This is a genomic window from Parasaccharibacter sp. TMW2.1890 (assembly GCF_023337645.1).
Lineage (GTDB): Bacteria > Pseudomonadota > Alphaproteobacteria > Acetobacterales > Acetobacteraceae > Bombella > Bombella apis.
Window position 1 is genome coordinate 529,054 of sequence record NZ_NWUV01000001.1, and the last position, 15,154, is coordinate 544,207.

Genomic DNA, 15,154 nt, shown 5'->3' on the forward strand with positions numbered 1-15,154 from the left:
TATAGGGTAGCAGAACCGGCCGATAATAAAAATGTCCTTAGTGGAGAGCCCGCCCTGATGCCTGTTGATCGTTCTGCCGTTGCGTCCTTTGGTCCGACAGTCTGGGGGGTGCCTGATGGGGCGGTGGCATTCCTGCTCCGTCAGCGTCTGGCGGAACATGAGGGGACGCTTGTTCATGTGGCACATGATGACGCTGCCCTAGCGTCTCTGGCGGACATGCTGGGCTGGCTGATGCCGGAAGTCACCGTCCTGCGCTTTCCGGCATGGGACTGTCTGCCTTATGACCGGATTTCCCCCAATCCTTCCATCGTGGCCGAGCGTGCCGCCACGCTGAGCCACCTTCTGGAGCCACGGCCCAAGACGGGCCGCATCGTGCTGACGACCATCCATGCCATGCTCCAGCGTGTGCCGCCCCGTGCGGCCTTTGCGGGGCAGACCATCCATGTGAAGGTCGGTGATACGCTGGATGCGACCAGTCTGGCGGAACGGCTCGTGGGCAACGGCTACAGCCGTGTGGATACGGTGATGGAACGTGGCGAGTTCGCCATGAGGGGCAGCATTTTCGATCTTTACCCCGCTGATTCCGGGGAGCCTGTCCGGCTGGACCTCTTCGGGGATGAGGTGGACAATATCCGCAGTTTTGATGCCGCCACCCAGCGGTCCACGGACCAGCGGACGGAGTTCAGCCTGACGCCGGTTTCGGAATATGCGCTGGACAAGCCCAGCCTGAGCCGCTTCCAGACGGGCTGGCGGGATGTGTTCGGCGTGGGAGCGATGGAGGATGTTCTCTACCGCCAGCTTCTGGAAGGACGCAGGGCCAGTGGAGCAGAGCATTATCTGCCATTGTTCCATGACGGCGACGGCCAGCATATGGAAACCCTGCTGGATTATCTGCCGGATGCCGCCCTGAGTTTCGAACGGGACACGCCGGAAATCCTGACGGCACGGCTGGACATGATCGCCGACCATTATCAGGCCCGCTGTGCCGCCGGGCATGAGGGGGAGCTGCCCTATCGGCCCCTGCCACCGCACCGGCTCTATCTGAACCGTCATGGCTGGGACGGGATGCTGAAGGGTCACCCCACCGTCCTGCTGTCACCTTTCGCCCAGCCCGATGGCGCAGAAGGCGTGGATGCCGGGTACAGGCCGGGTCCGGTCTTTGCCAGCATGGGCGGTGCCGGACGGGAAGGGGTCTTCCACCAGTTCTCCACCCATGTGCAGGACTGGGCGAAGCAGGGACGGCGGACCTATCTGACGGCCTGGAGCAACGGCTCCCGGGAGCGGATCAGCAGCCTGCTGCGGGACCATGATATTCCCTGCGAGAGTTTCGATGACTGGGCGCAGGCGGCGGGCATGGCCCGTGGGGCTGTCGGGCTTGTCGTGCTGGGCATGGAACGGGGCTTCACCGGGGAGCGTCTGGCCTTCGTGTCCGAACAGGACCTGCTGGGGGAACGTTTGGCCCGTCCGCCCCGGCGCAGGCGCAAGGGCAATGACTTCATCACGCAGATCGGCGAGATTTCAGAGGGCGATCTTGTCGTGCATGAGGAATACGGCATTGGCCGTTATGTCGGGTTGGAGACGGTGCGGGAAGGGCGTGTGGCCCATGATTATCTCTCCATCCTGTATGATGGTGAGCAGCGGCTTCTTCTGCCCGTGGAAAATATTGATCTGCTGAGCCGTTTCGGCTCCGAGCAGGGGGCGGTGCAGCTCGACCGTCTGGGCGGCAGCTCGTGGCAGGCCCGCAAGGCGAAGATGAAGACCCGCCTGAGGGAAATGGCCGGCGAGCTGATCCGCACGGCGGCGGCCCGTGCCATGAAGGAAGCTCCCATCATGGCCCCGGCTGAAGGGATGTGGGATGAATTCTGCGCCCGTTTCCCCTTCATGGAGACGGAAGACCAGTCACGGGCCATTGCGGACGTTCTGGAGGACCTGAGCAGTGGCAAGCCGATGGACCGGCTCGTCTGTGGTGATGTGGGCTTCGGCAAGACGGAGGTGGCCCTGCGGGCGGCCTTCGTGGCGGCCATGTCCGGGATGCAGGTGGCGGTGGTCGTACCCACGACCCTTCTGGCCCGGCAGCATTATATCGGCTTCAGGAAGCGGTTCGAGGGGCTGCCCGTGAAGGTGGAGCAGCTCTCCCGCATGGTCACGGCCAAGGAAGCCACGAAGGTGCGGGAGGGGCTGGCCGATGGAACGGTGGACATTGTCATCGGCACCCATGCGCTGCTCTCGAAAGCCGTGTCGTTCGAACGGCTGGGAATGCTCATCATTGACGAGGAACAGCATTTCGGCGTGTCCCACAAGGAGAAGCTGAAGGCCCTGCGGGAAGACGTGCATGTGCTGACGCTGTCCGCCACGCCCCTGCCACGGACGCTTCAGCTGTCCCTTTCCGGCGTGCGGGAAATGAGCCTTATCGCCACCCCGCCGACGGACCGTCTGTCCGTACGCACCTTCATCACGCCTTTTGACAGGGTGATGATTCATGAGGCCATCCAGCGGGAACGCTTCCGGGGAGGGCAGGTCTTCTGCGTGGTGCCCCGTCTGACGGACATGCGGCACATGGCCGACCGGCTGCGGGAGATCGTGCCCGATGCCCGCATCACGGAGGCTCATGGCCGACTCACTCCCACCGAGCTGGAAACGGTGATGACGGAGTTCTCGGAGGGGAAATACGACATCCTGCTTTCCACCAACATCGTGGAGAGTGGGCTGGACATGCCCCGGGTCAACACGATCATCATTCATCGGGCGGACATGTTCGGCCTTGGGCAGCTTTACCAGCTGCGGGGCCGTGTGGGGCGGGCCAAGCAGCGGGGCTATGCCTATCTGACCTGGCCGCAGACGCATGTCCTGTCGGCTTCATCCGTCAAGCGGCTGGAGATCATGCAGACGCTTGATTCCCTTGGGGCGGGCTTCACGCTGGCATCTCATGACCTTGACCTGCGAGGGGCAGGAAATCTGTTGGGGGATGAGCAGTCCGGCCATATCAAGGAGGTGGGAATCGAGCTGTACCAGCAGATGCTTCAGGACGCCGTGACGGACCTGCGCCGGATGAGGAACGAAGGCGAGGAGGAAGATACGGGCTGGACGCCGAACATCATCCTCGGCCTGCCGGTGCTGCTGCCGGAGGACTATGTGAAGGACCTGCCTGTCCGTCTTGGCCTGTACCGCCGCATTGCCGCCCTGAAGGATGAGGCGGATGTGGACGCCATGCGGGTTGAACTGGTGGACCGTTTCGGTCCTCTGCCGCAGGAGGTGGAGAACCTTCTGGATGTCGTGATGATCAAGAAGCTCTGCCGTGAGACGGGCGTGGAGCGGCTGGAGGCAGGCCCGAAAGGTATGGTCCTCCAGTTCCGCAGGAACAGGTTCGGCAACCCTGATGGTTTGATCCGCTGGGTTGCCCGTAATGAGAAGGCCGGTGTGAAGATACGGCCTGACCACAAGCTGGCCATGGTGCGGGAAATGACCAATGCCGTGCGTATCAGCATGGCCCGGAAGATTCTGGCTTCTCTGACCAAGCTGCTGGAGACGGTTCGCCCGGCCGAGGCAGGCTGAAGGTTGCTTTCAACCCGCAAAGCAGGAATGGGGCGGCAATAATGGTGCCGCCCCATTTTTCATGTTGTTGCGGTGTCGGACAGGTTCAGGCCTGTGTGACGAGATAGGGGGTGGATGCAGAGCCGAACATTTCATAATGGATGCGATCCATGGGAATATCCTGCTCCCGCAGGGTGTGGATCATGCTGACCATGAACTCTGTCGGGCCACAGATATAGAAATCAGCCTGTCTGTCCTTATGCGCTTTCAGCCATGAGGGTGTGAGGCGTCCAGTATGGCAGTTCAGGCCATCTGTCCGTTGTGGAAGGCTGTTCATCTGGCTGTAGAACAGGTCTGCCGTAATGGCTCCGCAGGCAGCCAGCCCATGGGTTTTGCGGGCAAAAATTTCGTTGTCTGCTGTCTGGGTGCCATGAATGAAATGGATGGCCGGATGTGAAGTGCGGGTGGTCAGTGCTTCCATCATGGACATGACAGGCGTGATGCCTGCACCGGCAGAGATGAAGCACAGCGGCCTTTCGGAGGAAGATTGCAGGAAGAAATCACCGGCTGGAGCAGAGACATCCAGAGTATCACCTGTCCGGACATCGTCATGGAACCAGCGGGACACGACGCCGTCTTCCTGTTTCCTGACAGTGATGCGGTAATGGTCATCTGCCGGGGCTGATGAGATGCTGTAATTGCGGCGTTCCGGGCCATGGCCAGGGATGTCCAGCCGGAAGCTGAGATACTGGCCCGGCTGGTGCTGCATGACGGGCTGGCCATCCACCGGCTGAAGGATGAAGGAGACGGTGTCAGCCGTTTCCTCATGCCGATCGGCAATGCGGAAGGCACGCCATCCTGTCCAGCCGCCTTTTCTGGCGGCGTGGTCCTCATATATCTGCCGTTCCCGGTTGATCAATACGTCAGCCAGAAAACCATAAGCCTCTTTCCATGCCTCCATGATTTCAGGTGTGGCCTGCTCTCCCAGGACATGGGCAATGGCCCCAAGCAGCGCTGTGCCAACATGGGGGTAATGTTCTGGCAGGATGTTCAGCCCGACATGTTTTTCGGCAATACGCTCGATCATGTCCTTCAGGGCCGTGGGACCGTCAATATGGCGGGCATAAGCGAGGACGGCATAGGCCAGGGCCCTGGGTTGGTCACCATTTTTCTGATGGGAGATGTTGAAGAGGTCTCGGATGTTTTCATCACTCAGAAGGCGGCGATACATCTCTCTAGTGATGTCGACGCCATGAGCCTCCAGGGCAGGAATACAGGCTTTGACGATGGTACGGGTCTGTGGGGTGAGGGAAATGGACAAGGATCACACTCTCTAAAAGATGTATAGAAAATACACCTTTAAAATAGGTCGATACCAGCCGTTGTCAAGCCGGAAGAGACGAGGCAAGGAAACAGGTTGGCAGATGTCATCTTTCTGTTAGTTTCGGAGAAGGAGCCACTGCCACCACGTCTCCTCTTTTGCATGCAGGCTTGGAGTGACGCCGGATCATCTGAAACACGACCGGAAGGAAGCTCCCGGAATGCGTCTGACCCTCTATACCGACTATGCCTTCAGGTCCCTGATCTATCTGGAGACACAGAAGGAGCGTCTCGTCTCCATTGGCGAGATTGCCCGCGTGTACGGCATATCAGAGAATCATCTGGTCAAGGTCGTGCACAGGCTGGGGCGGCACGGCTTCATCAAGACGCTGCGTGGCCGCAATGGTGGGCTGCGTTTGGGCAGGAATGCTGAGGAGATCTATCTGGGAGACATTGTCCGCTGCACGGAGGATGATCTCGCCCTTGTCGGCTGCATGGGCAAGGAGGAGGGAGCCTCTGGCTGCATTCTGGTTGGTGGCTGCCGTCTGAAACAGACGCTGCTGAAAGCCCGATTCGCTTTCATGGATGTGCTGGATGAAGTCACGCTGGCCGATGTCACGGCCCCTCATGAGCGAAGTGTCCTGATGCAGGCCGTGCAGGAAATGATGACTGGAGCGGAACGGTGATGGATGCTGCTGTCAGGGATCAGGGGGTGTTGCTGTCAGGCCACTTCATGAATTTTCGCCAGTTGGCATTGGTGCTCTGGTAGGCAAAGTGTGAGCAGGTATCGAGTGTCTGCTCGACCTGACGATGGGCAACAAAGGCGATTCCTGCTGCCATCAGGAACTGGCTGACCTTATGGAATGGAACTTTCTGGTTTTTCAGGGTGTGGGCGATCCAGCTCATCGTGCCGACAACCATGGCGCCGGGGCCGGTCGAGACCCAGACATTTTCAAAATAGCCGGTTTCCAGAATGTGCCGGACCCGTTGGAACATGGTTTCCATGATATGCTGAATGAGAGGGTTGCCAGCCTCCTGGATGAGCACGTCGTTGTCGAGGCACCATGGTTCGCCGACGGAATAAGGTAACAGCGTCCTGAAATGTGTGCCTCTGGTTATGTCTGTCAGAGGGGCACGGCTTGTTACATCCGCATCAATATAGACGCCGCCTTTTACATGCAGGTAGCAGAGCCGCCAGAAGTCCGACCGCATGGCCGGGTGAGGGCAGACGTCATAGAGGGCGGTGATGCTGGCGCCATAGTGGTCATGGATGAACGCCCGGGCGGAGGCATCACATTCCAGATGGTAGGAGAAAGCCGGGTTGTCATTCCGGATGCCTTTCATGGCAGCCCGGACGTCTTCCGGCGGTTCAGGGCTGTCCCAGAACTGGGCAATGTGCTTCGGAATGTTCCGGGGGAATTCCTGTGGAACGCAGCGGGACAGGACCGGAAACAGGGACTGTTCCAGACCGATCGGCAGAAGGGCAAAGCAGGCGTCCTGATGGCCGCAGAGCGCCCCTATGAAGAGGTTCCGAATCGGTTCCGGATAGTCGTTGAACTCACGGCTCACCACGGAAACCCGTGGCAATGACGTAAAGCTCGCTCGATTCCTTGCGGGAGGCAGGGGGTTTGACGTGCTTGACGACGGCAAAATTGCGTTTCATCAGGTCCAGCATGTCTTTTTCGGACCCTCCCTGAAAGACCTTGGCGATGAAGGCTCCGTCCTCGGCCAATATCTTCAGGGCGAAATCCAGGGCGTTTTCGGCCAGGGCCATGATGCGGATATGATCGGTTGCGGCATGGCCGGTCGTGTTCGGTGCCATGTCGGACATGACGAGATCAGCCCGCCCGCCCAGCATGGTCTGGAGCCGCTCCGGCATGTCGGCCTCCATGAAGTCACCCTCGATGATCTCGGCCCCCGGCACCGGGTCCACCGGCAGCAGGTCCACGCCGATCACCTTGGCAGCTCCACGCTTGACGGCAATCTGTGCCCAGCCTCCCGGGGCAGCCCCGAGGTCCACCACCCGGCTTCCGGGCCTGATGAAGTGGAAGCGGTCATCCATTTCCAGCAGCTTGAAGGCGGCACGGGAGCGCCAGCCCTGCTGTCGTGCCGCTGTCACGTAGGGGTCGTTCAGCTGGCGGTTCAGCCAGCGCTGCTGCGCCGGCGTGCGGCCCCGTGCCTTGCGGAGTTTTACGGTCTGGGTTCGCAGTGTCTGGGAGGTGGCCGCGTCATCCGCCGTATCCCGGGTGCCGGGCGTGCGGGAGTGGCGCAGGGGTTTGCCGGGGATGCGGGGTGGCGTGGCACCGCCCTTTGGCCGGCGGGAGGAAGGAGGCGTGTGTTTCGGACTCATGGAGGGAAAGATAGGCTCTTCCTGTCGCCCTGCAAAGCCTGTCCGTTGCTGCCTGCCCCTTTTTGCCTGTAAGGGATGAGGGATCATGAGCAGAAAGGCTCATCATCTTGAGAAACAGGTACAGCTCTTGAGACAGTTTTACGCCGCTTTTGTTCTGGCCGCTCTGGCCCTGTGTGCTGGTGCCGCTCTGGGGTACGGACATACGCCCAGCCTGTACGGTGCTCTCATGGGTGTGGAGGGCGTGGCCATTCTTGCCCTGATGGAAACGGCTGAATCCATGGATAATGCCATCGTGGATTATGGCATCCTCAAAACTATGTCGCCACGCTGGCAGAAGCGGTACATCAGCTGGGGGATGCCTCTTTCCGTACTGGGGATGCGGTTCCTGTTCCCCGTGCTTCTGGTCGCTCTGGTGGCCGGGCTGTCACCATGGCAGGCGGCCCGTCTCGCCATCATGGAGCCGCAGCGTTATGCCGCCATCATGCTGGGGGCAAAGGACATGATTTCCGCTTTTGGTGGGTCGTTCCTTCTGCTGATTGCGCTGAACTATTTTCTGGATGATGACAAGACGCATCACTGGCTCTCATGGCTGGAGCGTCCGGCAGCCCATCTGGGCGGGGTGTCAGCCCTGCCGGTCGGGCTGACACTGGCAGTTCTCATGCTCATCACCCGCCTGATGGGGCAGGGGCATGACCCGATGGCCTTCCTGTTCTGGGGCTGCGGGGGGATTGCGGCCTATATTCTGGGCAAGGAAACGCTGGTCTGGCTGATAGGCGAGCCGGGGGCGTCCCGTATGGCGGCTGGCGGGGGGCTGCTGACTTTTCTGTATCTGGAATTCATTGATGCCAGTTTTTCCTTTGATGGTGTCATCTCGGCCTTTGCGATCACGACGGACCCAGTTGTCATTGCGCTGGGGCTGGGCGTGGGGGCGATGTTTGTCCGTTCCATGACACTCTCCATGCTGAAAACGAATGCTCTGGCCGAGTATGTCTATGTGGAGCATGGGGCGTTTTACACCATTTTCATCCTTTCCCTCCTGATGCTGGTCAGCGTGCTGGTGGAGGTGCCGGAGTGGGTGACGGGGCTTGTCGGGCTTGTCCTGATTGGTGGAGCATTTCTGGCCAGCGCACTCCGGCGTCCGGTAAAATAAGGAAAAACTTTCCCATCCCCCTTGCGTCGTGGGGGGAATGGGGCTAGAACCCCTCCAGCAAACGCCGCTTGGGAGATAGTTTAGCGGTAGAACTACCGGCTCTGACCCGGTCAGCCCTGGTTCGAATCCAGGTCTCCCAGCCAGTCATGTGGTGTGTTTGCTCCAGGGGGAAGCCCCGACCGCTTGGGAGATAGTTTAGCGGTAGAACTACCGGCTCTGACCCGGTCAGCCCTGGTTCGAATCCAGGTCTCCCAGCCATTTTTCTCAGACAGGTTAATCGTTCCGTTACATTCTGCCCATGGGGTGGTTTGCGTAACAGGGTGCGCCGCTGTAAGCAGAAGCTCCCTGACCGAGACTGGATTATGGTGAGACTGTGGCTGCAAATATTTCTCCTGACCTGATCGCCCGTTATGGCGGCAACCTGCCACGCTATACCAGCTATCCTACGGCGGTCAGTTTTTCTGATGCCATCGGGCCGCAGGAGGTGGCAGACTGGCTGAAGGCCCTGCCGCCAGAGCAGTCCGTCTCCCTGTATTTCCACGTCCCGTTTTGTGACGAGCTGTGCCGCTTCTGTGCCTGCAACACGGCAGTGATGCGGCAGGAAGAGGCACGGGCAGCCTATGGTGACATTCTCTTGGAGGAGATGCACCGTATCGTTGCACTGGTTGGGCAAGGGCGTGTGGTCCGGCATCTCCATTTTGGTGGCGGCACACCGACAACCCTGCCAGAAACGGCCCTGCGTAACGTAATGTCCGCAGTGCGGGAACAGTTCCGGCTGGCTGATGATGCTGAAATCGCCATGGAGATGGATCCCCGTCATGTGCCGGAGGGCATGCTGCCCCTGTTGGCCGAGCTGGGCTTCAACCGCATCAGTTTCGGTGTGCAGGACCTTGATCGTATTGTGCAGGAGACCTGTGGGCGTGTGCAGTCTTACGAGCAGACGCTGGCCTGTGTGGAGCAGGCCCGTGCGGCAGGGGTGAATGGGGTGAATATCGACCTGATCTATGGCCTGCCCTATCAGACAGTCGAGAGCGTACAGGACACGGCCCGGCGTGTTGCTGGAATGAGGCCAGACCGTCTGGCTGTTTTCGGCTATGCCCATGTCCCGTGGAAACAGAAACGCCAGCAGCTCATCCCGCAAGACTCTCTCCCCTCTTCGGAAGAGCGGTTGCAGCAGGCGGACAGGATCGACCGTGTTCTGGTTGAGGAAGGCTACAAGCCCATCGGGCTGGACCATTATGCCCATCCTGAAGATGCCATGGCCCATGCCTATGAGGCCGGTACACTGCATCGCAATTTTCAGGGCTATACGATCGATTCATCACCCGTCCTGCTGGGGATGGGAGCATCGGCCATTTCCATGACACCTGACGGATTCTACCAGAACATTCCGTCTACGGCGGCTTATATCCGGGCATTGAAGGAGCATGATGGCCTTCCCGTTGCCCGGGGGGTGTTCCGTACGGAGGAGGACCGCTGGCGGGGGAAGGTGATCGAGACCGTCATGTGCCTTTCGGGCGTGGACCTGACACCCTACATCCCGTCAGGACAGGGGCTGGAACAGGCTTTTGCAGAAGAGCTGGAAGCCCTGCGTCCTTTCGAGGAGGACGGGCTGATCCGCTGGGAGGGCAACCGGGTGAGCCTGACAGAAAAGGGCGGCCCCTTCCTGCGGCATCTGGCGGCCGTATTCGATACACGGCGCAAGGAACTGGCCGCAGCAGGCGAGGGGAAACCAGTCCCCCGTTTTTCTTCCTCCCTGTGAGGAGAGTAGGCTGCAGTCTGTTTTCCTTTGCCTATGGTTACAGAGTGCGTTATGAGACCCTGCCAACAGCTTAATTACCCTTTCAGTGGTGGTAGGCTGACCTAGTTGTATTGAACAGGACGCACGAGCGAGGGCGTAGGCATCATGACCAATTTCCAGAATGACAAACTTTACAGCCGTGTGCGTGATGCCCTGGCCTTTGATGACGTGCTGATCGAGCCGGTTGAATCATCGGTTCTTCCCGGTCAGGTCAGCACGAAGACACGTCTTACCCGCAAGCTGGAGCTGAACATTCCGCTGCTTTCTTCCGCCATGGATACGGTGACGGAAGAGGAAATGGCCATCTCCATGGCGCAGCAGGGCGGCATGGGTGTCATCCACAAGAATCTGACGCTGGAAGGACAGGCCGAGCAGGTCCGTCGTGTGAAGCGTTTTGAGGCTGGCATGGTGGTCAATCCCGTTACGGTGGGGCCGGACCAGACGCTGAGCGATGTTCATGAGATCATGGCCCACCATGGCATTTCCGGCCTCCCGGTCGTGGAGAAGGATGGCAGGCTGGTTGGTATTCTGACCAACCGTGACATGCGCTTTACCGAAGATAAAAATACCCGTGTGCGGGACCTGATGACGCATGAGGGGCTGGTCACGGTCCGGCACGGGGCATCCCCGGATCAGGCCCGCCAGCTGCTGCATGATCATCGGATCGAGAAACTGCTGGTCGTGGACGATGCGGAACGCTGCATCGGTCTGATCACCGTCAAGGACATGGACAAGGCCATGACCCATCCGCTGGCCGTGAAGGATGCGGAGGGGCGTCTGCTCTGCGCTGCGGCCATCGGCGTTGGGGAGGATGGTCTCCGCCGTGGGGCGGCTCTTGTCGAGGCGGGCGTGGATGTGCTGGTGGTCGACACGGCCCACGGTCATTCCCGTGGCGTGCTGGAGACCGTGGCCCGCCTGCGTGACAGATATGCCGACGTGCAGCTGATCGCCGGCAACGTGGCCACGCCAGAAGCTGCCAGGGCGCTGATCGAATCCGGTGCAGACTGTGTGAAGGTCGGCATTGGTCCGGGGTCCATCTGCACGACCCGTGTCGTGGCCGGTGTGGGTGTGCCGCAGTTCTCCGCCGTGCTGGAAACGGCAGCCGCCTGTCATGAGCTGGATATTCCTGCCATTGCCGATGGTGGCATCCGCACGTCCGGTGACATCGTCAAGGCCATCGGGGCCGGTGCTGATGTCGTGATGGTCGGCTCCATGCTGGCCGGATGTGAGGAAAGCCCCGGCGAGAGCTTCCTGTATCAGGGGCGGACCTACAAGGCTTATCGTGGCATGGGGTCCATGGGGGCCATGGCTCGTGGTTCGGCAGACCGTTACTTCCAGGGTGAGGTGAGGGACACGCTGAAGCTGGTGCCGGAAGGGATTGAAGGGCAGGTGCCGTACAAGGGGCCGATGGCGGCTGTCGTACACCAGCTGATCGGTGGCCTGCGGGCTGGCATGGGCTATACCGGCTCCGCCACGATTGCCGATCTTCAGGCCCGTGCCCGCTTCCGCAAGATCACCAATGCGGGTCTGCGGGAAAGCCACGTGCATGATGTGACCATCACCCGGGAAGCCCCCAACTATCGGCTTTAATTGGCTTTGAAAGGTCATTTTTTCCTTTCCTGATGAAAGGAAACGGAGTAGGCGGGGGCCATGACCCCCGCTGCTCGTCTTTCTGGTGCGATTGATCTGCTTTGTGCGATCCAGAACGCACCGCACCGTCCGGCTGATGCCGTTGCCAACAATTTCTTCCGTGAACGCCGCTATATCGGTGGTGGTGACCGCCGGGCCATTTCCACCCTTGCGTGGGACGTGCTGCGGGCATGGCGTCGGCTGCACTGGCATCTGCGGGCGGACCTGCGCTACCGGCATGAGGATGTTTCCCCGAGGCTGCTCTGTGCGGCCATGCTGCATTTTGTCGGGCAGCCCCTTTCATCCATCCAGTCCCTTTTCAGCGGGGAGCGTTACGCTCCAGCCCCGCTGAGCGAGCGTGAAATGGTCATGCTGGAGGCTCTGGAAGGACAGGACATCAGCAGCGAGAAGCAGCCACTGCCGGTCCGGCTGGAATATCCCGACTGGCTGCACCCTTATCTGGTGGAAGATTTTGGTGACAGGCTGGAGGAGGAAATGCGGGCCCTCATGGGGGCACCCTCCCTGGACCTGCGGGTCAATCTTCTGAAGGGAACACGGGAGGAGGCCCTGCGCCGTCTCCGGCGGGAAGGTTTTCAGGGGGAGCCGACGGCTCTCTCTCCGTGGGGCATCCGGCTTGAAGGGCGTCAGCCCGTTACGGCGGCGGCTCTTTTCCGGGAAGGGCTGGTAGAGATACAGGATGAAGGCAGCCAGCTGATCGCAGCAGCCGTGGATGCCAGACCGGGGCAGAGGCTGCTGGATTACTGCGCCGGTGCTGCCGGAAAGACGCTGGCTCTGGCCATGACGATGGAGAATAAAGGGCAGATCGTGGCCTGTGATGTCTCCCGGGTCCGGTTGGATGGTGCCACGAAGCGTCTGCGCCGGGCGGATGTCCATAACGTGACACGGCATCTGCTGAGTGAAGGCGACAAATGGGCGAAACGGCGGGAAGGCCAGTTTGACACGGTACTGGTGGATGCCCCCTGTTCCGGTACCGGGACATGGCGGCGCAATCCTGATGCCCGCCTGCGTTTGACAGAGGAGGACATCAAGGAACTCTGCGCCAAGCAGGCAGCCATTCTGGACATTGCAGCCCGTCTCGTCCGGCCGGGCGGGAAGCTGGTCTATGCCACCTGTTCCCTTCTGGGGGCGGAGAACGGAAAGCAGATTGAAGCCTTCCTGAAGAGGCAGGAGGCTTACACCCTGCTGCCTGCGGAGAAACGTTCCATCCTTCTGCCGGAAGAACTGCGGCAGGAGGCACTTTTCTCCCTGACGCCTCATGGTTTCGGGACGGATGGTTTCTTCGTGGCGGCCATGGAAAAAATGTCCCAGGGCTGAGACGCATGCAGGGACGGGCTATCCGGTCTCCTGTCTGTCCCTGCGGCGGATTTGTGCATCTGTCATGAAAATGGCTAATATTTGGACAATGGCCAGCCTGTTCCTGCTACGGGGCCGGGCGGTCCTGTCTGACTGGAGGAAACATATCCCCTATGGCCTATGATGTTCTCTTTGGTGTGGTGCTGACATTCGGGGCAGGGATGCTGGCACAATGGGTTTCCTGGCGCCTGCGGCTCCCAGCCATTGTTCTGCTCTTTGCCATGGGGCTGCTTTTTGGCCCTGTTCTGGGGTGGTTGCATCCATCAGAAACATTGGGTCATGCATTCCGTCCACTGGTCTCCATGCTGGTGGCCCTGATCGTCTTTGAGGGTGGAATGGTGCTGGATATCCGCCAGCTCCGGGAGGCCGGGCAGGGCGTTGCCCGCCTGACGATGGTGGCCCTGCCAATCAACTGGATACTGGGAGCTCTGGCAGCCCATTATGTTGCCCATCTGGAATGGGGAACATCCTTTCTCTTCGGGGCCATCATCGTGGTGACGGGGCCGACGGTCATCCTGCCCCTGTTGCGGAGTGCCAAACTCCAGCCCCGTGTGGCGGCCTTCCTGCGGTGGGAGGCCATCGTCAACGACCCGCTGGGGGCCATTCTGGCTGCCGTCGTCATGCAGATCATGCTGTTGCATGTGGACCTGCACAAGCAGATTTTCTTCGTCCATACCCTGCCGGACATGCTTCTGGCTGGGGCTGTTTCCGTGGCGGCGGGCATTTTGCCTGCCTATCTGCTGCGTTACCTTTTTACCCGGGACCTGATGCCGGAGCTGTTGAAAGTACCCATCATGGTCACGCTGGCGCTGATCATTTTCGAGGCCTGCACGCTGGTGATGGAAGGGGCCGGCCTGATTGCCGTGACCGTCTTCGGCATGATGCTGACCAACCTGCATATCCCGGGCCTGAATGAACTGAAACGGACCAAGGAATCTCTGGTGGTCCTTATGGTATCCGTTCTGTTCATCCTGCTGACGGCCGACCTGCACCGTGCCGTGCTGGCCAGACTGTCCATTCCCATCCTGCTTCTCACGCTGGTTGTGCTGTTTGTCGTTCGCCCCCTGTGCATTTTCCTGGCCACGCTGGGGACAAGCATCAGCTGGCAGGAACGGATTTTTGTCGGATGGATCGCTCCACGAGGGATTGTTGCGGCGGCTGTGGCTGGTGCGGCGGGGATCAAGCTTTCGGAGGCGGGGTACGCCTCTGCCGATCTTGTCATGCCGGCCGTGTTCTGCGTGATTGCCGTGACGATGATCTGCCACGGTTTTTCACTCGGCCCGCTGGCACGAAGGCTGCATCTGACTCTCTCCAATGAGCCTGCTCTGGTCATTCTTGGTGGTAATGCCTGGTCGACCGATCTGGCGGCCTGCCTGAATGAGGAGAAGGTACCTGTTCTGCTGGTGGATACGACAGCGCAGGAACTCATGCCCGCAGCCCGGCGTGGGGTGCCGGTCCTCAAGGCGGAACTTCTCTCCGCAGCGGGGCAGGAGGCTCTGGAGGAGCGCCCGGCGGACTACCTGATCGCCACGACCGGGGATGCCATCTATAACGGGATGGTCTGCGGGCACATGGCTCCGCATATGGGGCGGGAGAGGGTCTATCAGGTCAGTCCCGGTGTGGCCCGGCTGGACCTGTATCGTGGCCTCTCACGTGATGCCCGGGGGAAGGTGCTGGGAGAACCGGGCTGGAACTATACGTTCTTTGATACCCTGTTCAGTCGTGGCTGGCGTTTTGTCTGTCAGAGCGTGACGGATGCCACGGTGGATCTTTTCGGGAAAGAAGAAAACCGGTTGGATCTGCTCATTGTTCGCCGGGGTACGGGCATCTTCATTCGCTCGGCAGAAGATCGGGCCTGGACCATGCCTAGCATGGGGGATCTTGTCATTTCCATGAGGGCGCCGGAAAGCCGTGATGAGGGGGCAGATGTAAAAGAGGAAGCAGAACTGCGTGCAGGGGCGTAGTGCTTGGCCGTCATTCGGGCTAGTGTAGTGCCCTA

The 15,154-nt window shown here is 60.3% G+C and carries 10 protein-coding genes and 2 tRNA genes; 9 read left to right on the forward strand and 3 right to left on the reverse strand.

What is annotated here, in order from left to right:
• The first annotated feature begins 57 nt into the window (after positions 1 to 57).
• On the forward strand, positions 58 to 3,552 hold the full coding sequence (gene mfd, locus CPA54_RS02335; RefSeq protein ID WP_249085465.1) for a transcription-repair coupling factor: 3,495 nt from the start codon (positions 58 to 60) through the stop codon (positions 3,550 to 3,552).
• An 85-nt stretch (positions 3,553 to 3,637) separates the two neighbouring features.
• On the opposite strand, the gene hmpA is transcribed toward mfd, so the two are convergent.
• A complete protein-coding gene (gene hmpA / locus CPA54_RS02340) occupies positions 3,638 to 4,852 on the reverse strand; it encodes an NO-inducible flavohemoprotein (RefSeq protein ID WP_249085466.1) in 1,215 nt (404 codons plus the stop codon).
• A 220-nt stretch (positions 4,853 to 5,072) separates the two neighbouring features.
• Here hmpA and CPA54_RS02345 point away from each other — a divergent pair, with 220 nt between their 5' ends.
• Positions 5,073 to 5,537, forward strand: coding sequence for an Rrf2 family transcriptional regulator (locus tag CPA54_RS02345; RefSeq protein WP_081563464.1), 465 nt, complete (start codon positions 5,073 to 5,075; stop codon positions 5,535 to 5,537).
• Positions 5,538 to 5,556: 19 nt separating this feature from the next.
• On the opposite strand, the gene CPA54_RS02350 is transcribed toward CPA54_RS02345, so the two are convergent.
• Positions 5,557 to 6,420 carry a glycosyltransferase gene (locus CPA54_RS02350; protein WP_249085467.1) on the reverse strand — a complete coding sequence of 288 codons (864 nt, stop codon included), beginning with the start codon at positions 6,418 to 6,420 and terminating at the stop codon, positions 5,557 to 5,559.
• Positions 6,410 to 7,201: an RlmE family RNA methyltransferase gene (locus CPA54_RS02355; protein ID WP_086431038.1), complete on the reverse strand. Its 792-nt coding sequence runs from the start codon at positions 7,199 to 7,201 to the stop codon at positions 6,410 to 6,412. The genes CPA54_RS02350 and CPA54_RS02355 overlap by 11 nt, the downstream gene beginning before the upstream one ends.
• A gap of 127 nt (positions 7,202 to 7,328) precedes the next feature.
• On the opposite strand from CPA54_RS02355, the gene CPA54_RS02360 reads away from it, so the two are divergent.
• The 7 genes from CPA54_RS02360 to CPA54_RS02390 all read left to right on the forward strand — a co-directional run bounded on the left by CPA54_RS02360 (position 7,329) and on the right by CPA54_RS02390 (position 15,119).
• Entirely contained in the window at positions 7,329 to 8,351 is a 1,023-nt protein-coding gene (locus CPA54_RS02360; RefSeq protein WP_249085468.1) for a DUF475 domain-containing protein, read from the forward strand.
• A 69-nt stretch (positions 8,352 to 8,420) separates the two neighbouring features.
• A tRNA-Gln gene (locus CPA54_RS02365) sits at positions 8,421 to 8,494 on the forward strand.
• A 41-nt stretch (positions 8,495 to 8,535) separates the two neighbouring features.
• A tRNA-Gln gene (locus CPA54_RS02370) sits at positions 8,536 to 8,609 on the forward strand.
• Positions 8,610 to 8,724: 115 nt separating this feature from the next.
• Complete coding sequence (hemN, locus tag CPA54_RS02375) at positions 8,725 to 10,113, forward strand: oxygen-independent coproporphyrinogen III oxidase (RefSeq protein WP_043560411.1); 1,389 nt, start codon at positions 8,725 to 8,727, stop codon at positions 10,111 to 10,113.
• A gap of 144 nt (positions 10,114 to 10,257) precedes the next feature.
• Positions 10,258 to 11,742 carry an IMP dehydrogenase gene (gene guaB, locus CPA54_RS02380; protein WP_081563087.1) on the forward strand — a complete coding sequence of 495 codons (1,485 nt, stop codon included), beginning with the start codon at positions 10,258 to 10,260 and terminating at the stop codon, positions 11,740 to 11,742.
• 60 nt (positions 11,743 to 11,802) lie between these two features.
• Positions 11,803 to 13,116, forward strand: coding sequence for an RsmB/NOP family class I SAM-dependent RNA methyltransferase (locus CPA54_RS02385; protein WP_086431036.1), 1,314 nt, complete (start codon positions 11,803 to 11,805; stop codon positions 13,114 to 13,116).
• A 152-nt stretch (positions 13,117 to 13,268) separates the two neighbouring features.
• On the forward strand, positions 13,269 to 15,119 hold the full coding sequence (locus tag CPA54_RS02390; RefSeq protein ID WP_086431035.1) for a sodium:proton antiporter: 1,851 nt from the start codon (positions 13,269 to 13,271) through the stop codon (positions 15,117 to 15,119).
• Positions 15,120 to 15,154: the final 35 nt, after the last annotated feature.